General features: G+C 59.8%; 28 protein-coding genes and 1 tRNA gene. 14 read left to right on the top strand and 15 right to left on the bottom strand.

Going from position 1 to position 20,067, the window contains the following annotated elements:
* Window positions 1-44 precede the first annotated feature (44 nt).
* On the bottom strand, window positions 45-614 hold the full coding sequence (locus tag F2P46_RS17425; RefSeq protein WP_166892131.1) for a recombinase family protein: 570 nt from the start codon (window positions 612-614) through the stop codon (window positions 45-47).
* 591 nt (window positions 615-1,205) lie between these two features.
* Here F2P46_RS17425 and F2P46_RS37070 point away from each other — a divergent pair.
* The 3 genes from F2P46_RS37070 to F2P46_RS17415 all read left to right on the top strand — a co-directional run bounded on the left by F2P46_RS37070 (window position 1,206) and on the right by F2P46_RS17415 (window position 2,121).
* Window positions 1,206-1,388 (top strand): hypothetical protein, encoded by a 183-nt coding sequence (locus F2P46_RS37070; RefSeq protein WP_208296665.1) that lies wholly within the window; start codon window positions 1,206-1,208, stop codon window positions 1,386-1,388.
* Between the two features lie 64 nt (window positions 1,389-1,452).
* Window positions 1,453-1,659 carry a hypothetical protein gene (locus F2P46_RS17420; RefSeq protein ID WP_166892128.1) on the top strand — a complete coding sequence of 69 codons (207 nt, stop codon included), beginning with the start codon at window positions 1,453-1,455 and terminating at the stop codon, window positions 1,657-1,659.
* A gap of 15 nt (window positions 1,660-1,674) precedes the next feature.
* A complete protein-coding gene (locus F2P46_RS17415) occupies window positions 1,675-2,121 on the top strand; it encodes a type II toxin-antitoxin system YafO family toxin (protein WP_166892125.1) in 447 nt (148 codons plus the stop codon).
* 180 nt (window positions 2,122-2,301) lie between these two features.
* Here F2P46_RS17415 and F2P46_RS37700 read toward each other — a convergent pair whose 3' ends face one another.
* Complete coding sequence (locus F2P46_RS37700; protein ID WP_229509330.1) at window positions 2,302-2,961, bottom strand: hypothetical protein; 660 nt, start codon at window positions 2,959-2,961, stop codon at window positions 2,302-2,304.
* A 172-nt stretch (window positions 2,962-3,133) separates the two neighbouring features.
* Here F2P46_RS37700 and F2P46_RS17400 point away from each other — a divergent pair, with 172 nt between their 5' ends.
* Complete coding sequence (locus tag F2P46_RS17400) at window positions 3,134-3,769, top strand: hypothetical protein (RefSeq protein ID WP_166892122.1); 636 nt, start codon at window positions 3,134-3,136, stop codon at window positions 3,767-3,769.
* Between the two features lie 8 nt (window positions 3,770-3,777).
* Here the strand turns inward: F2P46_RS17400 and F2P46_RS17395 are convergent, their stop codons facing one another.
* Entirely contained in the window at window positions 3,778-4,083 is a 306-nt protein-coding gene (locus F2P46_RS17395) for an Arc family DNA-binding protein (protein ID WP_166892119.1), read from the bottom strand.
* Window positions 4,084-4,155: 72 nt separating this feature from the next.
* On the opposite strand from F2P46_RS17395, the gene F2P46_RS38825 reads away from it, so the two are divergent.
* From F2P46_RS38825 to F2P46_RS17380, 3 genes are all read left to right on the top strand, one after another.
* On the top strand, window positions 4,156-4,332 hold the full coding sequence (locus F2P46_RS38825) for an Arc family DNA-binding protein (RefSeq protein ID WP_166892116.1): 177 nt from the start codon (window positions 4,156-4,158) through the stop codon (window positions 4,330-4,332).
* Between the two features lie 175 nt (window positions 4,333-4,507).
* Window positions 4,508-4,942: a hypothetical protein gene (locus F2P46_RS17385; RefSeq protein WP_166892113.1), complete on the top strand. Its 435-nt coding sequence runs from the start codon at window positions 4,508-4,510 to the stop codon at window positions 4,940-4,942.
* A gap of 214 nt (window positions 4,943-5,156) precedes the next feature.
* Entirely contained in the window at window positions 5,157-5,792 is a 636-nt protein-coding gene (locus F2P46_RS17380; RefSeq protein ID WP_166892111.1) for a hypothetical protein, read from the top strand.
* Window positions 5,793-6,408: 616 nt separating this feature from the next.
* On the opposite strand, the gene F2P46_RS17375 is transcribed toward F2P46_RS17380, so the two are convergent.
* On the bottom strand, window positions 6,409-6,639 hold the full coding sequence (locus tag F2P46_RS17375) for a hypothetical protein (protein WP_166892108.1): 231 nt from the start codon (window positions 6,637-6,639) through the stop codon (window positions 6,409-6,411).
* A gap of 475 nt (window positions 6,640-7,114) precedes the next feature.
* On the opposite strand from F2P46_RS17375, the gene F2P46_RS17370 reads away from it, so the two are divergent.
* On the top strand, window positions 7,115-8,044 hold the full coding sequence (locus tag F2P46_RS17370; RefSeq protein ID WP_368737925.1) for an Abi family protein: 930 nt from the start codon (window positions 7,115-7,117) through the stop codon (window positions 8,042-8,044).
* 150 nt (window positions 8,045-8,194) lie between these two features.
* On the opposite strand, the gene F2P46_RS17365 is transcribed toward F2P46_RS17370, so the two are convergent.
* The 6 genes from F2P46_RS17365 to petA all read right to left on the bottom strand — a co-directional run bounded on the left by F2P46_RS17365 (window position 8,195) and on the right by petA (window position 12,455).
* Window positions 8,195-8,270 (bottom strand) — tRNA-Thr (locus tag F2P46_RS17365).
* A gap of 27 nt (window positions 8,271-8,297) precedes the next feature.
* The gene (locus F2P46_RS17360; RefSeq protein WP_166892102.1) at window positions 8,298-8,822 is read right to left on the bottom strand and encodes a ClpXP protease specificity-enhancing factor; all 525 of its coding nucleotides are present in this window, start codon (window positions 8,820-8,822) and stop codon (window positions 8,298-8,300) included.
* A gap of 105 nt (window positions 8,823-8,927) precedes the next feature.
* Window positions 8,928-9,539, bottom strand: a complete 612-nt coding sequence (locus F2P46_RS17355; protein WP_054265664.1) for a glutathione S-transferase N-terminal domain-containing protein — start codon at window positions 9,537-9,539, stop codon at window positions 8,928-8,930.
* 104 nt (window positions 9,540-9,643) lie between these two features.
* Window positions 9,644-10,405, bottom strand: coding sequence for a cytochrome c1 (locus F2P46_RS17350; RefSeq protein ID WP_166892099.1), 762 nt, complete (start codon window positions 10,403-10,405; stop codon window positions 9,644-9,646).
* Window positions 10,406-10,434: 29 nt separating this feature from the next.
* Window positions 10,435-11,847, bottom strand: coding sequence for a cytochrome bc complex cytochrome b subunit (locus F2P46_RS17345; protein WP_166892096.1), 1,413 nt, complete (start codon window positions 11,845-11,847; stop codon window positions 10,435-10,437).
* A gap of 2 nt (window positions 11,848-11,849) precedes the next feature.
* Window positions 11,850-12,455, bottom strand: a complete 606-nt coding sequence (gene petA, locus F2P46_RS17340; protein WP_166892092.1) for a ubiquinol-cytochrome c reductase iron-sulfur subunit — start codon at window positions 12,453-12,455, stop codon at window positions 11,850-11,852.
* Between the two features lie 293 nt (window positions 12,456-12,748).
* Between petA and mscL the strand changes: the two genes are divergently transcribed.
* The 5 genes from mscL (at window position 12,749) to F2P46_RS17315 (ending at window position 16,194) form a co-directional block, all read left to right on the top strand.
* Entirely contained in the window at window positions 12,749-13,168 is a 420-nt protein-coding gene (mscL, locus tag F2P46_RS17335) for a large conductance mechanosensitive channel protein MscL (RefSeq protein ID WP_166892089.1), read from the top strand.
* 13 nt (window positions 13,169-13,181) lie between these two features.
* Entirely contained in the window at window positions 13,182-14,330 is a 1,149-nt protein-coding gene (locus tag F2P46_RS17330; protein ID WP_166892086.1) for a Do family serine endopeptidase, read from the top strand.
* Between the two features lie 48 nt (window positions 14,331-14,378).
* Complete coding sequence (locus F2P46_RS17325; protein WP_166892083.1) at window positions 14,379-15,068, top strand: DUF2461 domain-containing protein; 690 nt, start codon at window positions 14,379-14,381, stop codon at window positions 15,066-15,068.
* An 11-nt stretch (window positions 15,069-15,079) separates the two neighbouring features.
* Window positions 15,080-15,409, top strand: coding sequence for a cupin domain-containing protein (locus F2P46_RS17320; protein WP_166892080.1), 330 nt, complete (start codon window positions 15,080-15,082; stop codon window positions 15,407-15,409).
* Window positions 15,410-15,555: 146 nt separating this feature from the next.
* Entirely contained in the window at window positions 15,556-16,194 is a 639-nt protein-coding gene (locus F2P46_RS17315) for a transporter substrate-binding domain-containing protein (RefSeq protein WP_166892077.1), read from the top strand.
* A gap of 67 nt (window positions 16,195-16,261) precedes the next feature.
* On the opposite strand, the gene F2P46_RS17310 is transcribed toward F2P46_RS17315, so the two are convergent.
* The 5 genes from F2P46_RS17310 to F2P46_RS17290 form a co-directional block, all read right to left on the bottom strand.
* A complete protein-coding gene (locus tag F2P46_RS17310; protein WP_166892074.1) occupies window positions 16,262-17,302 on the bottom strand; it encodes an NAD(P)H-dependent glycerol-3-phosphate dehydrogenase in 1,041 nt (346 codons plus the stop codon).
* Between the two features lie 5 nt (window positions 17,303-17,307).
* Window positions 17,308-17,751, bottom strand: a complete 444-nt coding sequence (locus F2P46_RS17305; RefSeq protein WP_166892071.1) for an SH3 domain-containing protein — start codon at window positions 17,749-17,751, stop codon at window positions 17,308-17,310.
* Between the two features lie 117 nt (window positions 17,752-17,868).
* Window positions 17,869-18,342, bottom strand: coding sequence for a protein-export chaperone SecB (gene secB, locus F2P46_RS17300; RefSeq protein WP_166892068.1), 474 nt, complete (start codon window positions 18,340-18,342; stop codon window positions 17,869-17,871).
* 148 nt (window positions 18,343-18,490) lie between these two features.
* The gene (grxC, locus tag F2P46_RS17295) at window positions 18,491-18,754 is read right to left on the bottom strand and encodes a glutaredoxin 3 (protein WP_166892065.1); all 264 of its coding nucleotides are present in this window, start codon (window positions 18,752-18,754) and stop codon (window positions 18,491-18,493) included.
* A 13-nt stretch (window positions 18,755-18,767) separates the two neighbouring features.
* A complete protein-coding gene (locus F2P46_RS17290) occupies window positions 18,768-19,169 on the bottom strand; it encodes a rhodanese-like domain-containing protein (protein WP_166892062.1) in 402 nt (133 codons plus the stop codon).
* Window positions 19,170-19,317: 148 nt separating this feature from the next.
* Here F2P46_RS17290 and gpmA point away from each other — a divergent pair, with 148 nt between their 5' ends.
* Window positions 19,318-20,064, top strand: a complete 747-nt coding sequence (gene gpmA, locus F2P46_RS17285; RefSeq protein ID WP_166892059.1) for a 2,3-diphosphoglycerate-dependent phosphoglycerate mutase — start codon at window positions 19,318-19,320, stop codon at window positions 20,062-20,064.
* Window positions 20,065-20,067 lie beyond the last annotated feature (3 nt).

The raw sequence follows: 20,067 nt of genomic DNA, 5'->3' as shown, positions 1-20,067 counted from the left end.
GCAGACCTTAAACAAAGGTCTGGAATGGGCGAAAGGGCGGCCTTCTACGGCTTTACGATCCGCATCACCGTCGCGCGCGAGACATCATATTGCCGGGCCAGGGCGCTGATGGATACAGCATGCTCCCTATGCTGGCTGATCATTTGGGCGCGCTGCGCGTCGGTTGTGCTGGCTGGGCGGCCAAGTGTAGCGCCCTCGGCCTTTGCCCGGGCAAGGCCGGATTGCGTGCGCTCAACCAGCAAGTCCCGTTCCATCTCAGCGACAGCCGCGAGCATCGTCAACATCAACTTGCCGGCCGGCGAGGTTAGGTCAAGTTTGCCAAGCTGCAAAACGATCACCTCGATTTTGCGGGCCGCTAGTGCCTTGATCGTGGCGCCAACGTCCTGAGCGTCACGCCCCAGCCGGTCGAGCTTTGACACCACGAGCGTTTCCCCATCCCGTATTTGGCCCAACAGCGCTTTGAACTGCGGGCGCAAGGATGCCGACACTTTACCGCTCACGCCCTCATCACTGAACCAGTAGTCGACTCTGTACCCAGCGCCCTCAATTTCCAGACGCTGGTTCGCAGTGGTCTGGTCCTTGGTGCTGACGCGGCTGTAAGCGAAAGTTGCCATTTGTTTCTCTCGTGAAAGTTGAGTGGGGAAATGTGTTCAATAACGTCCAGACTATATATGAACATGTTCAAAATAGCGATAGCTATTTTATGGGCATACTTTTGTGTTGATCCGCGTGCATGTTCATATACGGTCGTTTTTGAACATGGTTTCCGTAGCGGCGAAAACGCAATCAGCTTAGGATGGGATGGCAATTCAGCATTTCGCTGGATAGGGTCAACGATGGGGGAAAGAAATGAATTATCTTAAAGCAACTCTTGCAGTAACAGTTATGCTTGCGACGACTCAAGCCAGTGCGGCATGTGAGTGTTCATGTGTGGGAGGGCAGGTACAAGCAATATGCCAAAGCAGTCTCGAAGTGAGGCCGATCTGCCCTCCACGCGTTTGTCCGATTACTCCCCCGGCAGTTCCTCCAATTTCCACTCCCAGTGTGCCGCCTATTGGGACCAAGCAGTGCAAAAATGAGCAGGTCTACAATAATGTTTCCGGCCGGTATGAGTGGAAGGAAATTTGTCGCTAGCTGCTCAGCGTTCTGCGCGCCGGCGCCCTCACACGTCAGAGCGCCAAGGGCGCGCCACCACAGGGAGAACGATGATGACCAGCACCTTTGAAGAAAATATTGAGCGGCTTTTGATGCGACTCATCAACCAGCCGGCGCCGTTGCCGGTCCAGATCGACGCCTGGGATATCGAGCACATCGCCCGGCCAACACGATCCGTCGGGAGGTGGTCATACAACCGAACTTTCCAAAGGCGCCCATGTGTTGCATTTTGATACGGGGCAAGCGTAGTCGCTTTTCTTATGCTAGGATGGTTTCACCTTTTGAAGGACACGCATCATGGCTCCACGTACATTATCGAAGTTCAAGCAAGATTTTGGCTTCTCAGCCAATAGCGTTGCTTCGACCGCCGGGTACAGTACCCGGCGCGGTCCAGATGCTGCCACGACCAAAGTGTTCAAGGCAATCCATCAGAACCGCACCGAATTTTCCCTCTCTGCTGTAAGTGCTGTTTTCGCAAAAATTCCTCAGCGCAAAATTGGCTAACCGCCGCCCTTGCCTATGAAGGTGCAGATCACCGAGTATTTGCGCGGTGAGCTGACACGTGCCGGCACAGACCCTGACACGTTCATTGAAAATTTTGCCGACTGGAAGGGCGCCGGTCCTGATGGTGAGTTCAACCACTACTATTTTGGCAAAGACGCTGAATATAGCCGGCCGCAAGTGAACGGAAAGCGCGTCTTGCGCCATGTTCATCTAGTTCCAATGGATGACTCGCCGCGCTTGGCAGAGTGGGACCGTGATTGGCGCAAATATCGGCGCCGTTCAAGCGACACAGCCTTAGTTTACGCTGACGCGGGGCGTTTCGGGTTTCTCCTGATCGCAATCCTCTGGGAACCAGACGCCCATCGCGTGGCGGAAATGCGCGATCAAATCAGCAGAGATACGATGAATGGCTTCGCTACAGTTGCTGACTATTTTATCTTTGATGGCTCAATAGTCATCTAGCCAAGCCAGCGCGGCAAGCCGCGGCCTCGCAGCGCCGGTAGTTCGCTAGTAGATCAGCACTCACCATCTGCATGGGCGAGCGGTCCGGGCCGTCGATCCGGTGCAACACCAGGATCAGCGGCCCGGCTTCGATATCGTCATCGCGATATCGAACTGGCGATGCCAGAATACCGGCGTCGCTCACAAGCACCCCGCGATCACGGCTTCCAGTAGGGCTTCGTACTTGAGGTGCAGCGGCAGATCGCGCGCCAGGGCGAGCACCTTCTCGCCGTCGCTGGCATCCGGCGCCAGGCCGCGCACGGCGAACGTTGGCCGATCCGGCGCGCCAGTGACGCACGACCGGTAGACGGGCACCTTGACCTCTTGCACGACCGGCGCCGGGCCCGCGCACGCGGCCAGTAGCAGGACGACCAGCAGGACGCACAGCCACAGCATGCGGCGGGCGCTCATCGCACCGACTCCAAAATGACGTTCACGGCCGGCATGGCCTCGTCGCAGGTGGTCGCGCGCGCCGGCGACTCGGGCCAGCGCCGCGTCGAAGCGCCGGCCAGCGGCGGCGGCCTGCTGCTGGGCGGCCTGGCCGCGCGCGTCTGCCTCGCGCTTGGCGTCGCCCAGAGCGGCAACAGCGGCGTTCTGGCGCTCCACCGCAGCGGTGCATGCCGCGCTCTTGGTGCGCTCGGCGGCCAGCTCCACCTGGGCGGCGTCACGGTCGCGCGCGGCCAGGAACCAGCCGGCGCCGGCCCACGCGCCCACCACCAGCAGGGCGGCCAGCAGCACCACGGCGATGACCTTCCAGATGCCGCCAGTAACGCCGGCGGCCAGCGTGCTCAGGGCGCTCATTGGGCCGCCACGTACTGCTATCTCGGTTGCTGGCGGCGTAAGTGTTGATAAATCGTAAATTTACTTCGTTAAGACTCTGCCCATAAATTGTGTATGGAACAAGTTTGATGGGGTATGAGGCAAGGGCCTTTCTCCGGCAGTACAGTGCGGCATGTTTATAGGCCCTTACTACATGATATTGGACGTCGACAAGGCAACGTACGCCCTGGAGCCAGGGGAGCCCGGAGACTACATCTATGAAATCGCTGGCCGCGTCATTGGCCTTAATGAGGCTTGTCGCCGGGTAGTGGCGGGTAGATTCAAAGCGATCTATGTCGATGTGCTGGCTGCGGAGGCGGCATGTATCTCGACCGTCGACCTATTCGATGCCAACGCAACTACCCTGGAATATTTCTACGCGATCTATGACAGCGACGGCAGCCAGTTCGCGCGCGCGCTTACGCGTTTGCTCGGCGATGAACCTTACTGGGGAAATATTCTGATAATCGACAGACTTGAAATTCTCCCAAAATTCAGAGCTCACAATCTCGGCCTTGTGGCCATGCGCCGCATAATCGAGCGATTCCGGCCAGGCGCTGAGATAGTCGCAATAAAGCCATTCCCCCTACAGAATGAGGTTTTCATTGGCAACGACGCTGCTTGGCGCGCCCGCCTTGATCTACCGAACTTCAAAGGAAATCAAGCACGTGCGGTGGCAAAGCTGCGCCGCCATTATGCCAAGCTGGGCTTTAAGCGGCTGCGAGACACGGAGTTCATGTTTCTGTTTGGGGGCGCGATTTTGCCGGGCATCGCGGGCCTGGAGAAGTAGCCGTGCGGTTATTTTTTCTTGGGGGCGATTCCTGCTCTCTTGGCCGCGTCACCCGACACTACCAATTGAAGCGTGCCATCGAGGCGCTTGACGACAGTCGACAGTAGCTGTTCGGTGGGGATGGATGCGAGGTCAATTTGCGGCTCCAGTGCCGCCATCACCATGGCGACTATTTCGGAATTAACGCTACGTCCATTTTTCTTTGCATGAGCTTCGAGGCGTTCGCGCAGCGCGGGCGCCATACGAAGGGGGAAGGGGGTTGTTTGGCTCGGTGCAGGCATGTGCGCGATTGTCCCCCACAGCGTCAGTTCCATCAAAGAGTCTTCTTGACTCTGAGTCTATTAGATTCTATATTGAGTGTAATCAATTTCCATGAGGGATGAAAAATGGCCAGTCAGCCAGCAGGGTATCCGTTGCGTATGCCGTCTGAGCTACGAGAGTGGTTTAGCGCAGAAGCGACGAAAAACGGGCGGTCCTTGAACAGCGAGCTGGTCCATTGCTTAACAGAGATTCGGGCACGCAGTACCCCGCCGGCCGCCGCAACGCAGCAGTTGGGCACCTAAGGCCGCGTCAACAGATGAAAGGAGTGTAATCGAAGAAATGAAAGCCAGATGTGACAAGGGCCAACTGTAGGAGGTCGGCCCTTGGAAAGTACACCGCCTAGTGGAGCTAGGCAAGTTGGGCCTTAAATGTATCAGCATTTATGGCCTGTTGGATCAGTGCATCTTGGAGAGACACATGAACATATCGAACATTAAAGTAGGCGGCGGAAAATGTCAATCGTCCCTGGTTACCAGTACCGCCATTTCGCCTATCCTGGCGGAGCTGCGCCACGCCGACTATATAATCGGTGCCATGCTGAACGCCATGACCCCCCGGCAGAAAGCCAAGGTCCACGAGCAGCTGGTCAAGGCCGGCGTGTCCGGCGAAGGCATGACGCGTGCAAATGAGCGCAGCGCCGTCATCGAGGTGGCCACCGCCACCGTTGCCGCATCGCCGACTGCGGCACCGATTCATCTTACGGAAGATGGAAGGCGGATGCTGGCGGCGTATCGCGCCCTTAATAAGGACCTCCAGGGATTTTGTTTAGGCATAGCGCTATCAATGGCGGTGGAAAGCCGGGCGCGCAACAAGCGCCCGGCCCTGCACTTGGTGCCCGGTGGTGCAGTATGAGCGGCCCGACTAAACGCCAAGACCGGCCAGGGAAGCTGGTACCGTTGGGCTCAACCTCTGCTGCGGCCCCACTGACGCATGACGAGCAGCAGATGTTGGAGCTGTTCCGTGCCACCACGGATAAGCAGCTTCTCTTGGGCTTTGCAGCTGTTTGTGTGAAAACTACCCCATGCCACAAGCGCCCTGTACTGCGCCTGGTGCGCGGGGGTGTAGCGTGAACGGCCCGAACCCTCACTTCAACCAGATCGAGCGCGCGCCCGCAAGCCTGGAGAGGGATGCCGTCGCAGACAACCCAAGCCTAGGGCGTGTCGACCGGGCGCCGTACCAACTTGCAAATTTGCTTCGTCGCCTGCCGGCTGACTTCTCAGCATATCAGCCGTTCCCCGATGCCGACTGTGCGACAGCAGAGATGGTGGCGCACCACGCTAGGAACGCTAACGACACGTTAATGCATGGACTTGCCGCGCTAGGCCACGTGATGATGTTGGCCGGCCTCAATGAAGAGGGGCGGGTGGCTTCGAGCCATCTGGCACGAATGGGCGACCTCATCACGCATCTGGCGGTCGAAGCCGAGGCAATGCAGGAACTGGACCTGTCGATTAGTAATGCGCTTAAAGCCCAGCTGAGCAGCGCTGGTGAACCCCAATGTTGGGTACCCGCCTTGCCTAGCCAGCTACCGCCACCGGAGCAAACTGTGATCGGCTGGCATACCGAGCTGGAGAGCCCGGTTGTTATTTTTTACGACAGCAGTGGAATTGGTGAGCCGTGCTGGCGGGTCTGCGCTGACGGGGGGCAATTCCCCCTCGCCGCCGTGACGCACTGGCGCCCATGCCAGCAACCAGGTAGCTAGATTCGCAAGGGTTTCTGAACGCGCGATAAGCGTGAAAGCCATTGCGAATCAAATGGTTGCGGCAGAGCGCGCAATGCCAATGCCGACCGTTTCTGAACGGATCGGCGGCGAGTTCGCTGCCGGCGCCAGCATTCGAGCCGGGGGGGCGTCAATGAGCGCGCGCCCAAAATTCACCTCGAGCTGGGGCGGCAAGGCCGACGCGGTGCCGGATGCCGGGTATGTGCTGGAGCGCGCAGTCGTCAGCTCGGCTGGTGGCTCCTGCACAACAACGGGCCGGTGCCGGAGGTGCCCGAATAGGTCACTTGTTTTTGAATAGCCCCTTTAGCGATTGCTGAATAGCCGCTGTGGTTTGTTTGGCGCCTTCCGCCATGACTTCGCCATACTTGCCTTTTGCCCCGCACGCATTGCATGTAATTACAGTGTCCGCGTGAGGGCTCTCGGGAATCAAGAACTCTTTACTGCCGCATGAGCAAGCGATAGAAACGTCAAAAGTGTCGCGTGACATATTTACCCTTTCAAGAATCGTTGTGTGAGAGCTTTGATCGTACCGTAAGGAAGCGAGTGCAGGTTACTTGCAATAGGCAATGCCCTGTTTCGTCCTGTGTCCCCTGTCCCGCTACCAAGCAACAACCTCCTGAGGGTTGCATTTCAAATGCGACCCTTGACGCCCGACCAGTGAAAGCTGCGCGGGGATTTTTTGCGAATCGTATGGGCAAAGTGCCGGAAAGTGCCGGGAGGGGCCGTAGCCGACGAGGCGTCCTGACGGGATAGCGCAGCGTACCAGCGCGGTCAGGTGCGGCGCCAGCGCCAGCAAAATGGCGGCGATTGCCTGTTGTTCCGGGTTCAACGCGCGCCTAGCTAGCTGGGCGAATAAGTCGCCGAAAAGTACGGGCCAATACGGTAAGGCGTCGACCGCCGCCTTGCCTAAGCCGGACGAACTCGCCTCTGTTTCGCGTCGGGATGGCGCCCGAATTGGCGACAGTGGCATGCGCGAGGTGGACAAAGTGCCGGAAAGCGTCCACAGCCTAAGGACGCACGGCAGCCCTAGAATAGCTAGAATTTCGCCTCTAGGCGGCAAGTCCAGCCCGCATTTAGTTCTGAAGGAGAATCGTGGCTTGATAGCCAAATGCATCATTTTGTAACAATTGAGTTGGTGCGCTTTTCTATATGCTGATGTATTATCATAGTCAATATGGCCCGGCCCTCTGCGCAAGCACGGTCGGGTTTTCTCATTTAAGGGGGCGAAAATTTCGCTAGTTCCGTTCGAGAAGCCCCATCTTAGCTATGCCGCTCAGTTAGCGCTGCTTAAGCAGCGCGGTTTGGTGGTACGTGACGATCAGCAGGCCCTTTGGTACTTAGAAACAGCGGGCTACTATCGTCTCAGCGGCTATTTCTATCCTTTTCGCTGCCTACCCGAACCATTGGTCGTGAACGGCAAGGCTCAACGCCAACCACGTCTATCAGAGTTCATTGCGCAGTCATCATTCGATGCAGTTGCGTCACTCTATCGATTCGACAACGAGCTTCGACTCTTGGCGTTAAGTGCCATCGAAAAGCTTGAGATTGCGATTCGGGCCAAGATCGCGCACTATCTTGCGGAAAAGGACCCAAGCGCGCATCTGAACGCTGAGTTGATGCACGTCAAGTTTAGGGCGGCCATATTGGATGATGTTGGCAATGCAACGCCTTCAAATTATGAGGTTTGGCTTCAACAACACTCCAAGTTAATCACTCGGTCCAAGGAAGACTTCGTTAAGCATTTTCGCGATAAATATGAGCCCCCGATTCCGATTTGGGTATCAATTGAAGTTTGGGACTTTGGTTTGCTTTCGCATTTCTTCAATGGGTTGAATGACATTGACAAAGCAGCTATTGCAAGTTTTTTTGGCTTGTCACGCTTCGTGCTCCTCGCGAGTTGGCTACGGTCGATTAGCCATCTGCGCAATATTTGTGCGCACCACAGTAGGCTCTGGAATAGGGCTTTGATCGACAACCCTAAGCCACCAGGACGCAACGAGATTCCCCTCCTTGAGCACTTGATGGGGGACCCGCATGACAGAACACATGTTTACGGGACCCTTGCAATCATGCAATTTTTGCTTGTTAAAACTGGCTTCGGAAATGCCTGGGCGGACAAACTTAAGTCACTTGTCGGAACCTTTCCAGTTTTGAGTCCAGCAGCTACATTGCACGCCATGGGCTTCCCAGAGCACTGGGACAAACTTGCAATATGGAATTTACCCAAGGAATAGCAATGTTCCGACATCTCGTGCGTGATTCAGATTCATTGCGCACTTCGGCCGCTGGGTTACATAGTGGTTACATCATCCGTAGATAGTTATGCCTATGAAAAAAGGGTTACACGCCGAAGCCTGTAACCCTTTGATTTTCCTACTAAATTCTGGTGCCGACTGCCGGTTTCGAACTGGCCACCTGATGATTACAAATCAACTGCTCTACCAAATGAGCTAAGTCGGCGAAACTTTTACAGCCGCGATTATACGCTTATTTGATGCGCGTGAGCGTCGGACGGCCACCTTTTTTAGGCGGATCGTTGTTGTCGTCCGGACCCGGCGCGCTGGCCGGCACGCCCGTCGGCGCACTGTCCGATGCCGTCACCGGCACGCTCGACAGTCCCACCGGCGCTGGCTTGGACGGCGACGGCACGCTCGACAGTGGGCTGTCGGTCGGCTGCCCGGCGCCGTTCTCGGACGCCGTGCTGGTCACTTCGAACGCCATCCCCTGGCCGTTCTCGTTGCCGTAGATCGCCAGCACATTTTGCACCGGTACGTAAATCTCGCGCGAGACGCCGCCGAAGCGGGCGTGGAACTGGATCGCTTCATTGTCCATCTTCAAGCCCGAAGTGGCGCCGAAGCTGATGTTGAGCACGATTTCGCCTTTTTTGACGAATTCCATCGGCACCGTCGTGGCGGCGTCGACCTTGACGGCGAGGTAGGGCGTGAACCCGTTGTCGGTGCACCACTCGTAAATAGCGCGCAGCAGGTAGGGCTTGGTTGAGATCTCGGACATGTTCTGTAATGGTGTGGTGCGACGCGTACACGCCAGTCTACTGCGATTCGCCCGCGCGCGGGCCAACTGGCGTGTAAGGAAAGTTGCAGCTGGCGCCAGGGGCGATCAGCGGCGCATGACTTTCTCGGATGGGGTCAGCGCTTCGATGTAGGCCGGACGCGAGAAAATGCGCTCGGCGTACTTCATCAGCGGTGCAGCCGTCTTCGACAGTTCGATGCCGTAGTGATCCAGGCGCCACAGCAGCGGGGCGACGGCCACGTCGAGCATCGAGAATTCGTCGCCGAGCATGTACTTGTTCTTCAGGAACAGCGGCGCGAGCGTGGTCAGGCGGTCGCGGATTTCGGCGCGCGCCTTGTCGTGGCTCTTGTCGTTGGCCTTGGCGCGCTCGCTCTCGAGCACGTGCACATGGACGAACAATTCTTTTTCGAAGTTGAACAGCATCAGGCGCGCACGCGCGCGCATCAGCGGATCGGCCGGCATCAGTTGCGGATGCGGGAAGCGCTCGTCGATGTATTCGTTGATGATGTTCGATTCGTACAGGATCAGTTCGCGCTCGACCAGGATCGGCACCTGGCCGTACGGATTCATCGTCGAGATGTCTTCTGGCTTGTTAAACAGGTCCACATCGCGCACTTCGAAGTCCATGCCTTTTTCGAACAGGACCAGGCGGCAGCGTTGGGAGAACGGGCACGTGGTGCCGGAGTAGAGAACCATCATTTTTATAGTTCCTTAGAAACAAAGGGGGTGAAACGACGAGCGGATCACCCCGAAATGTGCCCGCTGAATGACTCAGCGGGCAATGAATGAAGCGTGCAGCCTGCTTACTTGACTTCTTTCCAGAACGATGCGCTCAGGCGCCATGCGAACAGGGCGAAGATCGACATCAGGAACAAGACCCACACACCCAGGCTCTTACGGGTGGCGGCGGCCGGCTCGGCCATCCACTCGAGGTAGGCCACCAGGTCGGCCGTCGCTTCGTCGAACTGGAGCGGGGTCATGGTGCCGGGTGTCACTTGCGTAAAGCCAGCGAACTTGTGCACGGTTTTGTTTGCATCATGCGGATCTTTGACCTCATCCATCTTGACGGTACGCACACCCTGCTGTTGCCACATGACGTGCGGCATGGCGACGTTCTCGACCAGCAGATTGTTCCATCCGGTCGGACGGGTATCGTCCTTGTAGAAGGTGCGCAGATAGGTGTACAGATAGTCGGGGCCGCTGCCGGCCGAGGAAGCCTTGGCGCGCGCGATCACCGACAGGTCGGGCGGTACCACGCCGAACCATTCCTTGGCGTCGGCCGGGCGCAGCGCGGTGGTCATCAGCGCGCCGACTTTTTCACCGGTAAACAGCAGGTTTTCCTTGATTTGCTCTTCCGTCAGACCCAGGTCTTTCAGGCGGTTGTAGCGCATCGAGGAAGCCGAGTGGCAGTTCAGGCAATGGTTGACGAACAGCTTCGCACCGTTTTGCAGCGAGGAGAGGGTCGGACGCGCCGGCGCCTTGTTGTACGGATGGGTGCCACCGCTGGCCAACGCCAGGCCCGGCAGCAATGCCAGGATACCGATCAGTTTTTTCGGAAAATTCATGTAATGTCCTTTTGCTGTGATGTCGTCGATTAGTGCGGATGGAACGTCACACGTTTCGGCACGGGCTTGAAGGTGCCCATCGAGCTCCACCAAGGCATCAACATGAAGAAACCGAAGTACAACAGCGTGCACACCTGCGAGGCGGCCGTGAAGAAGGCGGTCGGCAGCTGGGTGCCGAGGTAGCCGAGGATCACGAACGACAGGCCGAACACCATGTAGACATACTTGTGCCAGTCGGGACGGTAGCGGATCGACTTGACCGGCGACTGGTCCAGCCACGGCAGGGCGGCGATGATCATCACCGACGAACCGAACAGCACCACGCCCCAGAATTTCGCGTCCAGCACCTGCGGCAGCATGCCGATGATGACCAGCAGCGCGAAAGCGGCGATGCCGGCCTTGACGATGAACGGCAGGCGCGTCTTGACCCAGATGAAGGCCACGTACAGGGCGATCGCCCCCATCAGCACATACATGAAGTCGGCCGTGGTGGCGCGCAGCACCGAGTAGAACGGCGTGAAGTACCAGGTCGGGGCGATGTGCGCCGGGGTCTTGAGCGAATCGGCCGGGATGAAGTTGTTGTACTCCAGGAAGTAGCCGCCCATTTCCGGGGCAAAGAACACCACCGCGCTGAAGATCAGCAGGAACACCGACACGCCGAACAGGTCGTGCGCCGAGTAGTAAGGATGGGACGGGATCGAATCGAGCGGATGGCCGTCCGGACCCAGGGTTTCCTTGACTTCGATACCGTCAGGATTGTTCGAACCGACTTCGTGCAGCGCGATCAGGTGGGCAGCAACCAGGCCCAGCAGAACCAGCGGAATCGCGATCACGTGGAAGGCGAAGAAGCGGTTCAGGGTGGCGTCGGAGACAACGTAGTCGCCACGGATCCACAGCGACAGGTCAGGGCCGATGAAAGGAATCGCACCGAACAGGTTGACGATCACCTGGGCGCCCCAGTACGACATCTGGCCCCATGGCAGCAGGTAGCCGAAGAAGGCTTCGGCCATCAGGCACAGGAAGATCGCAAAGCCGAACAGCCAGATCAGTTCGCGCGGTTTGCGGTAAGAACCGTACAGAAGGCCGCGCGTCATGTGCAGATAGACGATGATGAAGAAAGCCGAGGCGCCGGTCGAGTGCATGTAACGCACCAGCCAGCCCCACGGTACTTCGCGCATGATGTATTCGACCGAACCGAAGGCCAGGTTGGCGTCCGGCTTGTAGTGCATGGTCAGGAAGATGCCGGTGACGATCTGCAATACCAGCACCAGCATCGCGAGCGAGCCGAAGATGTACCAGAAATTGAAGTTTTTCGGGGCGTAGTACTGGCCCCACTGGTCGTTCCACAGCTTGGTCAGGGGAAAGCGGTCATCCACCCAGCCCAGCGCCTTGTCGGCCACCGGCGCATTCGCGGGGAACTTGGTTTCTTTAAAAGCGGCCATGGTTATGCCTCGCCTTTCTCGTCTTTACCGATGATCAACTTATCGCCCACGAACATATGGCGCGGCACTTCGAGGTTGTCCGGCGCCGGCTTGTTCTTGAACACGCGACCGGCCAGGTCGAAGGTCGAACCGTGGCAAGGGCACAGGAAGCCGCCGTGCCAGTCGTCCGGCAGGTTCGGCTGGGCGCCTTCGGTGAACTTCGAGGTTGGCGAGCAGCCCAGGTGCGAGCAGATGCCGACCGCGACCAGCAGCTCGGGCTTGATCGAACGGTGTTCATTGCGTGCGTACTCGGGCGTGAGCGCGTCGGGCGTGCGCTCCGACTTCGGATCGGCGACCGCGCCGTCGGTCTTCTTCAGCGAAGCGACCATTTCCGGCGAACGCTTGAGAATCCACACGGGCTTGCCGCGCCATTCCACGGTTTTCATTTCGCCGACCACCATGCCGGCAATATCTACTTCTACCGGCGCGCCAGCGGCTTTTGCCTTCTCCGACGGCTGGAATGTGCTTACCAAGGCTCCCGCCGTGGCCAAACCGACAACACCGCCCGCCGCGCACGTAGCGGCGAGCATGACGCGTCGGCCCGGATCGACCTGCTTTTCGTTACTCATACCAACCCCAATCAGTCAAAATGCGAAATCTTAAAAAGCTACTTAGAGCTTCTAGCAACCTTAAATTATAAGGGAATAGGGGGGCGAGTTAAAGAAAAAATGTTGCTCGTGCGCCTGTCAAGAGCGAATCATCGCCAATTTGAAACGAATCAGACGTCCGTTGCGCGCATTTCGCGCCAGTCAGCCCTGTTTGCAGGACGATCGCGCCTGGCCGGGAACCGGTGACACGGTTTGGTTTCTAATAGCGGTAAGGTATGATCCGGATAACTGTTTCACAATCTTTGGGGGCAATAATGACGATGATGGGCGAGTTCCGGCAATTCGCAATGAAGGGCAATGTGGTCGACCTCGCGGTCGGCGTGATCATTGGTGGTGCTTTCGGCAAGATTGTCGATTCATTAGTGCAGGACATCATCATGCCGCCCATCGGCCGCCTGTTCGGCGGGCTCGATTTTGCCAATTATTATTTGCCCTTGAACAACCAGGCCATGAACCTGCCCCTGGTCGAAGCCAAGAAAGCCGGCGCGGTGCTCGCCTACGGTAACTTCCTGACCATCCTGCTCAATTTCATCATTCTCGCCTTCATCATCTTCCAGATGATCCGCCTGATGAACAAGCTGCGCCGCGCCGAGGAACCGCCGGCGGTGGCGGCCTCCCCGACCCCCGAAGACGTGCTGTTGCTGCGCGAGATACGCGATTCGCTGAAAAAATAGACGGGAGGGCGCGATGCGGCGCTTGTGGTTGTTGTTTGCCCAGGTGGTCACGATGGCACTGGCGCTGTACCTGGTGGCCGCAGCCGTGCGCCCGGACTGGCTGGCGTGGCCGGCGCGCCGGCTTGAACCGGCCAAGGTCGCCGGCAACGTGCCGCTGCTGCAGGCGCCGGGCGCGGTCCCGGCCGCGGGCAGCTACCGTGAGGCGGCCGCGCGCGCCATGCCGGCCGTGGTCAACATCCTCACCAGCAAGGATCGCGGGCGCGAGCATCCGCTGCTGAAAGACCCGTTCTTCCGCCGCTTTTTCGGCGACCGCCTGCCGCCCGAGGAGCAACAGGCCAGCCTGGGCTCCGGCGTGATCGTCAGCCCGGACGGGATCATCCTCACCAACAACCATGTCATCGAAGGCGCCGACCAGATCCAGGTGGTGCTGGCGGACGGGCGCAAGGCGCCGGCGCGCCTGGTCGGCAGCGACCCGGAGACCGACCTGGCGGTGATCCGCATTGATGTGCGCAAGCTGCCCGCGATCGTGCTCGGCAACGATGCGGCGGTGCGCGTGGGCGACGTGGTGCTGGCCATCGGCAACCCGTTCGGGGTCGGCCAGACGGTTACCCTGGGCATCGTGTCCGCACTCGGGCGCAACAACCTGCACATCAACCAGTTCGAAAACTTCATCCAGACCGACGCCGCAATCAACTTCGGCAACTCGGGCGGGGCCCTGGTCGATACCAACGGCCACCTGCTCGGCATCAATTCGGCCATCTATTCGCAAAGCGGCGGCTCGGTCGGGATCGGCTTCGCGATTCCCGTCACCACCGCCAAAACGGTGCTCGACGCCATCCTGCGCGACGGCGCCGTGGTGCGCGGCTGGATCGGCATCGAAACCCAGGACATCACGCCCGAGCTGGCGGACAGCTTCGGGCTCGAGCGGCAAAGCGGCACCATCATCGCCGGCGTGGTGCGCAACGGCCCGGCCGACCGCGCCGGGCTGCGTCCGGGCGACATCGTGCTGGCCGTCGACGGCAAGGACGCCGGCAGCACCAACGACACGCTGAACCTGATCGCGCAGCTGGCGCCGGGCGGCAAGGCTACAATGACCGTGATGCGCAAGAACCGCCCGGCAACGGTCGACGTCACCGTCGGCAAGCGCCCGCGTCCGCAGTAGCCATCCCGCTGTAGTTTTCCTTGTCTTACCTTTTCTTCCGGACCCACAATGCATTTGCGCGACCTGACGCAGTTTCTGAACGAATTAAGCGAAAATAACAACCGTCCCTGGTTCATCATGAACAAACCGCGCTACGATATCTTGCGCGAAGAATTCCTGGCCGTCGTGACCGAACTGATCCGCGAACTGAGCAAGTTCGATAAGCAGGTGGCGGCCTGCAATCCCAAGAAAGCGATGTTCCGCATCAACCGCGACATCCGCTTTGCCAACGACAAGCGCCCGTACAAGACGCGCTTCTCGGCCGGCATCACGCCCAAGGACCTGCGCCGGCCGAGTGCCGGTGGCGGCTCCACCTATTATTTTCAGATCGAAGGCAAGGGCACATTGCAGTTCGGGGTCGGCGAATACCTGCCGCCGGCGCCGCGCCTGAAGGCAATTCGTGAACACATTGTCAACGACGCGACAGGATTTGCCAAAGTGCTGAAGAATAAACAACTGCGCGCCACCTACGGCGACCTGCTGGACGAAGACAAGCTGCAGCGTCCGCCCAAAGGCTTCGATCCGCAGCATGTGCATATCGAGTATTTGAAGCTGAAAAGCTTTTTCGTCTGGACCGAGATCGACCTGAAGATCAATCAACCGGACCAGCTGGTGCCCGACCTGGCGCGCGGATTCAAAGATGCCTTCGCGCTGGTGACGTGGTTGCGCAGCGTGGAGATGAGCAACACGGAAGAATAAAGGGAAACATCATGGCCTTGCAACATGCCGCCTCGGGCGAGCTGATTCCACTTCAACGCGGCGACGACGACATCGCCCATTTCACCTCGGTGGCGCTGGCCAAGACCGGGAACATGGAGCTGATCCGGTTGGTGCTGCCCAAGGACCGGGACATGCCGGTGCACAAGGTCGATGGCGAAATCACCTTGCTGTGCTTACAGGGCGAGATCGTGTGCGATGCGCACGGCAAGAGCGTCGTGTTGCGTCCGGGCGAGATGCTGTACCTGCTCGGCGGCGTGCCGCATGGCTTGCACGCGAACGACGATGCGGTGGCGCTGTTGACCATCCTGCTCACGTCCTGAAGCCTTGACCGTGGCAATGAACAGGTTAAGATGATACTGAGCACATTCCTCCGGAGAGTCCCGTGGACCGCCACCGTTTTTTGATACTCGCACTGGCCTTGAGCCTACTGGGTCCAGGGGCCGCTGCCGCTGCCGAGACCAGGGAAATGCACGTTTCCACCCTGGTCGGCAAGGATCCGTCCGCCAACATCGCCGAACTGGTCATGGCCGAAGCCTATCGCCGCATCGGCCGGGTACTGGTGGTGCACAAGCTGCCGGGCGAACGCACCCTGATGATGGCCAACGAAGGCAGGATGGATGGCGAGCTGTACCGAAAGGTCGGCATGGAGCGGGAATATCCGAACCTGATGATCGTTCCCGTGCCCTTGCTGACCTATGAGATCGTCATCTTCACGCGCGGGACCGAGTTCGTCGTCAACGGCTGGGAAAGCCTGCGACCGTTCTCGATCGGCTATGTCCGCGGCATCAAGATCGTCAAGGAAAATACGGTGGGCATGAAGACCGAAGCGGTGCCTACCATGGAACAAGCGTTCCAGAAGCTGAGCATGGGACGCACCGATATCGTGGTCGGCAACCGCTTGTCGGGACTGGCCGCCGCCGAGACCCTCAGTATCGACGATGTGCGCGCGCTCTCGCCCGCACTGGCCTCGTTTCCGGTGTACCACTACGTGAACAAGAAGCACGCCGCGCTGGTGCCAGCACTGGCGGCGGCCCTGCAGGCGATGAAGGCGGACAAGACCATCGACAAACTGCAGAAACAGGGCGCGCGCGGCGCGATGCCCTGATATTCGGCGGCCCGGGCTGCGCCGCGCCCGGCCACAAGCAGCGGCGACGTCCCGCTCGCCTGACCCTTCAGCTCAATTCATCGCGCGGATCGCGCGCCAGCAATTGCGCCAGCATCGCCTGGGGCGTGTCGCCATCGAACAGCACGCCGGCCACCGCATTGGTGATCGGCATGTCCACTCCCAGCGTGCGCGCCAGCGCGCGTACCGCTTTCGCGCATGGCACGCCTTCGGCCACATGCCCGAGCTCGGCCACGATGGTGTCGAGCGCCTTGCCTTGCGCCAGGCCCAGGCCCACGCGGCGGTTGCGCGACAGGTCGCCGGTGCAGGTCAGGATCAGGTCGCCCATTCCGGTCAATCCCATGAAGGTGGCCGGAATGCCGCCCAGCGCCGTGCCCAGCCGCGTAATCTCGGCCAGCCCGCGCGTGATCAAGGCCGCGCGCGCATTCAAGCCCAGCCCCAGTCCGTCGGCCACGCCGGTGGCGATCGCCAGCACATTCTTGACCGCGCCGCCCACTTCCACGCCGACCAGGTCGTCGCAGGCATACACGCGGATAGGGCCGCCATGCACCGTGGACACCACCCGCTCGCGCAGCATGTCCGAGCGCGACGCCACGGTCAGCGCACACGGCAAGCCGCGCGCGACTTCCTGCGCGAACGACGGTCCCGACAGCGCGGCGCCGGCCACCCCGGCGCCCAGCACCTGCTGCACCACCTGGTGCGGCAACAGGCCGGTATCGCCCTCGAAGCCCTTGCAAAGCCAGACGATATGCGACATTGCGTGGGCTTGCAGTTGCAGCAAGAGCGGGCGCAGCCCGGCCACCGGGCAGGCCGCGATCAGCAGCGGCGCCTCGTCCTCGGGCGTGCCGAGCACGTGCGCCAGGGCGGCGTCAAAATCCGCCGTGACCCGCAAGCCGGGCGCAAACGCGCAGCCGGGCAGGTAGGCGCGGTTCTCGCGCGCTAGCGCCATGGCGTCCATGGCGCCGCCATTGCGGCCCCACATCAGCACATCATGGCGCGCCGCCAGGGCAATCGCCACGGCGGTGCCCCAGGCCCCGGCGCCCAACACGGTAATCTTGCGGGGTGAAACCTTGTGCGTGCTGGTCGACATGGGGCTCAGATGCCCCACACGTCGGCGGCGCGCATATAGCCGGTGATGCCGTCACGATGACGGACTTTAACCCAGCTTGACGCCGGCGCATCGACCAGCTCCAGCAGCACGCCCTTGTCGGCGGTCATCACCGGATTGGCGTCGGCGTCGGCCGCGCTGCGCACTTTGGCGTTGGCGCTGCGCACCACCAGGGTGCGGCGCGGGCTGAGCGATTTGGCTTCGGCCCAGGCCAGGTCGCCGCTGATGTCGCGCAGCTTGACCCATTCGCCATAGGTGAGCACGACTTCGACCGGCATGCCGCGCGGCGCGATGAACAGCCGGGTGCCTTTGAGCGAGGGCGCGTCATACAGGATCAGGCTGGCCGCGCCGACGCTCTTGAATTCGAGCGCGTGCGCCGAGGCCGAGGCCAGCACGAATGCGGCACTGAGGAGAAAACGGGGAATTGTCATTGCGTGGCCTTCGCCGTGAGAGTGCAGGGTGGCGGCCGCGGCGACGGAGATCCGTGCCCGGACAGGACCCGCGCGCAACTGCTGCGCGCGGGCGGCCCGGCCCACCCTGCGGCTTGCTTAGTGTGCTGCGGTGTCCGCTGGGGCAGCGGCAGCTGCATCAGCCAGCGCCTGACGACGCTGCTGGTAGAACACTTCGAAATTGATCTCTGCCAGATGCACAGGCGGGAAGCCGGCACGGGTGATCACGTCGGCGATATTGCCGCGCAGGTAAGGGTAAACGATGTTCGGGCAGCCGATTCCCAGCAGGGGATCCATCTGGTCCGCAGGAATGTTGCGCGCTTCGAAGATACCAGCTTGCTTGCCTTCAACCAGGAACGCAACCTTGTCCTTGACCTTGGCGGTCACGGTGATGGTGACGGTCGACTCGTAGATGCCGTCGGCGATGGCTTCGGCGCCAACGTCGAGCGACACTTCGATCGACGGCGCTTCTTGCTCAAGGAAGATGGCTGGGGAATTCGGCTGTTCCAGCGACATGTCTTTCAGGTAGACGCGTTGGATTTGGAATACGGGTTGCAGATTTTCGTCAGACATGGAACGCTTTCGTTGAGAAATTAACAGAACGGCGACACGCCGTTCCCTCTGTGCTTGGACTTCAAACGCGACGGCAATTGTAGCAAAATCATACGACTTGAAATAGTTTTGCGCAATCGATTAGCGGTAACCTGGGACTATATGCCGATCAAAGCCCTTTTAACAAGGGATCGAGGCGTCCTTGTTGATCGAGCGCATACAAGTCATCGAAACCGCCGACATGCGTCTCGCCCACGTAAATCTGGGGCACGGTGCGGCGTCCGGTCTTGTTCATCATGACCGTTTTTTGTTCCGGGTCGAGGTCGACGCGGATTTTCTCGATGTCGGTCACGCCCTTCGCTTCGAGCAGGCGCTCGGCGCGCACGCAGTACGGGCAGGAGGCGGTATGGTAGAGCACTACATGGGCTGTCATGGTGTTTCCTTTCTCACTTTGCAATCGGCAAGCCAGCGGCTTGCCATGCGGTCTGGCCACCATCGAGGCTGAACACGTCGGTAAAACCGGCGCCTTCGAGGATCTTGATGGCCTTGTCGGCGCGTGCGCCGGTCTGGCACACGACGATCACGGTTTTGCTTTTCGCCTTGTCGAGCTCGGCGATGCGGGACGACAAGTCTGCCAGCGGAATGTTTTTCGCGTCGCGCAAATGCCCGTTTGCAAATTCTTCAGCCGTGCGCACGTCCACCAGCACGGTCTTGCCGCGGTTGATGAGCTGGGTCACCTGCAGCGAAGAAGCACGTTTGCCGCGTGGTTGCAGCGCCGGCCAGAGCAGGGCACCGCCCGACAGCACGACGATGCTGACGATAAAAATATGGTCAATAATGAATTTCACGGGGTTCCAATGGTTTAGGACAATCCCCGCATTATAAAATAGAAGCCGGATCTGCTATAACTTACCCTTTGCCGCATCCGTAACAGGCTGTGGCGCTCACCATTTTCGCATCGCACCCCTTTTCCTCACTCTTCTGAAAAACTTGCTTATGTACAAAATTGTCTTCATGCGCCACGGCGAATCCACCTGGAACCTCGAGAACCGCTTCACCGGCTGGACCGACGTCGACCTGACCGAAAAAGGCGTGCGCGAAGCGCGCAGCGCCGGCCAGGTGCTCAAAGAAGCCGGCTTCACCTTCGACGTCGCCTACACCTCGGTGCTCAAGCGCGCCATCCGCACCCTGTGGCTGGCGCTCGACGACATGGACATGATGTGGCTGCCGATCAAGAACGACTGGCGCCTCAACGAGCGCCACTACGGCGCCCTGCAGGGCCTGGACAAGGGCGAAACCGCCGCCAAATACGGCGACGCCCAGGTGCTGGTCTGGCGCCGCAGCTACGACACGCCGCCGCCGGCCCTGGAAGCGTCCGACGAGCGCACCTCGTTCAACGATCCGCGCTACGCCGGCGTGCCGAAAGACAGCATTCCCCTGACCGAATGCCTGAAAGACACCGTGGCGCGCGTGATGCCGGTGTGGGATGAAGAAATCGCCCCGGCCATCCGCGCCGGCAAGAAAATCCTGATCTCGGCTCACGGCAACAGCTTGCGCGCCCTGATCAAAATGCTCGACGGCATCAGCGACGAAGACATCGTCGGCCTCAACATCCCCAACGGCCAGCCGCTGGTGTACGAGCTCGACGCCGACCTGAAACCGATCCGTCACTACTACCTGGGCGACCAGGACGCCATCGCCGCCGCCGTCGCGGCGGTCGCCAATCAAGGGAAGGCCAAGTAAGTT

This window comes from Massilia sp. CCM 8734 (genome assembly GCF_011682155.1).
GTDB lineage: Bacteria > Pseudomonadota > Gammaproteobacteria > Burkholderiales > Burkholderiaceae_D > Telluria_A > Telluria_A rubra.
This window is presented reverse-complemented; position numbering and strand designations above follow the sequence as displayed.

What these genes read in the sequence shown, in the direction of transcription:
- F2P46_RS17425 (WP_166892131.1), bottom strand. Translation starts at nt 614, where the DNA reads ATGGCAACTTTCGCTTACAGCCGCGTCAGCACCAAGGACCAGACCACT.
- F2P46_RS37070 (WP_208296665.1), top strand. Translation starts at nt 1,206, where the DNA reads ATGATGACCAGCACCTTTGAAGAAAATATTGAGCGGCTTTTGATGCGA.
- F2P46_RS17420 (WP_166892128.1), top strand. Translation starts at nt 1,453, where the DNA reads ATGGCTCCACGTACATTATCGAAGTTCAAGCAAGATTTTGGCTTCTCA.
- F2P46_RS17415 (WP_166892125.1), top strand. Translation starts at nt 1,675, where the DNA reads ATGAAGGTGCAGATCACCGAGTATTTGCGCGGTGAGCTGACACGTGCC.
- F2P46_RS37700 (WP_229509330.1), bottom strand. Translation starts at nt 2,961, where the DNA reads ATGAGCGCCCTGAGCACGCTGGCCGCCGGCGTTACTGGCGGCATCTGG.
- F2P46_RS17400 (WP_166892122.1), top strand. Translation starts at nt 3,134, where the DNA reads ATGATATTGGACGTCGACAAGGCAACGTACGCCCTGGAGCCAGGGGAG.
- F2P46_RS17395 (WP_166892119.1), bottom strand. Translation starts at nt 4,083, where the DNA reads ATGGAACTGACGCTGTGGGGGACAATCGCGCACATGCCTGCACCGAGC.
- F2P46_RS38825 (WP_166892116.1), top strand. Translation starts at nt 4,156, where the DNA reads ATGGCCAGTCAGCCAGCAGGGTATCCGTTGCGTATGCCGTCTGAGCTA.
- F2P46_RS17385 (WP_166892113.1), top strand. Translation starts at nt 4,508, where the DNA reads ATGAACATATCGAACATTAAAGTAGGCGGCGGAAAATGTCAATCGTCC.
- F2P46_RS17360 (WP_166892102.1), bottom strand. Translation starts at nt 8,822, where the DNA reads ATGTCCGAGATCTCAACCAAGCCCTACCTGCTGCGCGCTATTTACGAG.
- F2P46_RS17355 (WP_054265664.1), bottom strand. Translation starts at nt 9,539, where the DNA reads ATGATGGTTCTCTACTCCGGCACCACGTGCCCGTTCTCCCAACGCTGC.
- F2P46_RS17350 (WP_166892099.1), bottom strand. Translation starts at nt 10,405, where the DNA reads ATGAATTTTCCGAAAAAACTGATCGGTATCCTGGCATTGCTGCCGGGC.
- F2P46_RS17345 (WP_166892096.1), bottom strand. Translation starts at nt 11,847, where the DNA reads ATGGCCGCTTTTAAAGAAACCAAGTTCCCCGCGAATGCGCCGGTGGCC.
- petA (WP_166892092.1), bottom strand. Translation starts at nt 12,455, where the DNA reads ATGAGTAACGAAAAGCAGGTCGATCCGGGCCGACGCGTCATGCTCGCC.
- mscL (WP_166892089.1), top strand. Translation starts at nt 12,749, where the DNA reads ATGACGATGATGGGCGAGTTCCGGCAATTCGCAATGAAGGGCAATGTG.
- F2P46_RS17330 (WP_166892086.1), top strand. Translation starts at nt 13,182, where the DNA reads ATGCGGCGCTTGTGGTTGTTGTTTGCCCAGGTGGTCACGATGGCACTG.
- F2P46_RS17325 (WP_166892083.1), top strand. Translation starts at nt 14,379, where the DNA reads ATGCATTTGCGCGACCTGACGCAGTTTCTGAACGAATTAAGCGAAAAT.
- F2P46_RS17320 (WP_166892080.1), top strand. Translation starts at nt 15,080, where the DNA reads ATGGCCTTGCAACATGCCGCCTCGGGCGAGCTGATTCCACTTCAACGC.
- F2P46_RS17315 (WP_166892077.1), top strand. Translation starts at nt 15,556, where the DNA reads ATGCACGTTTCCACCCTGGTCGGCAAGGATCCGTCCGCCAACATCGCC.
- F2P46_RS17310 (WP_166892074.1), bottom strand. Translation starts at nt 17,302, where the DNA reads ATGTCGACCAGCACGCACAAGGTTTCACCCCGCAAGATTACCGTGTTG.
- F2P46_RS17305 (WP_166892071.1), bottom strand. Translation starts at nt 17,751, where the DNA reads ATGACAATTCCCCGTTTTCTCCTCAGTGCCGCATTCGTGCTGGCCTCG.
- secB (WP_166892068.1), bottom strand. Translation starts at nt 18,342, where the DNA reads ATGTCTGACGAAAATCTGCAACCCGTATTCCAAATCCAACGCGTCTAC.
- grxC (WP_166892065.1), bottom strand. Translation starts at nt 18,754, where the DNA reads ATGACAGCCCATGTAGTGCTCTACCATACCGCCTCCTGCCCGTACTGC.
- gpmA (WP_166892059.1), top strand. Translation starts at nt 19,318, where the DNA reads ATGTACAAAATTGTCTTCATGCGCCACGGCGAATCCACCTGGAACCTC.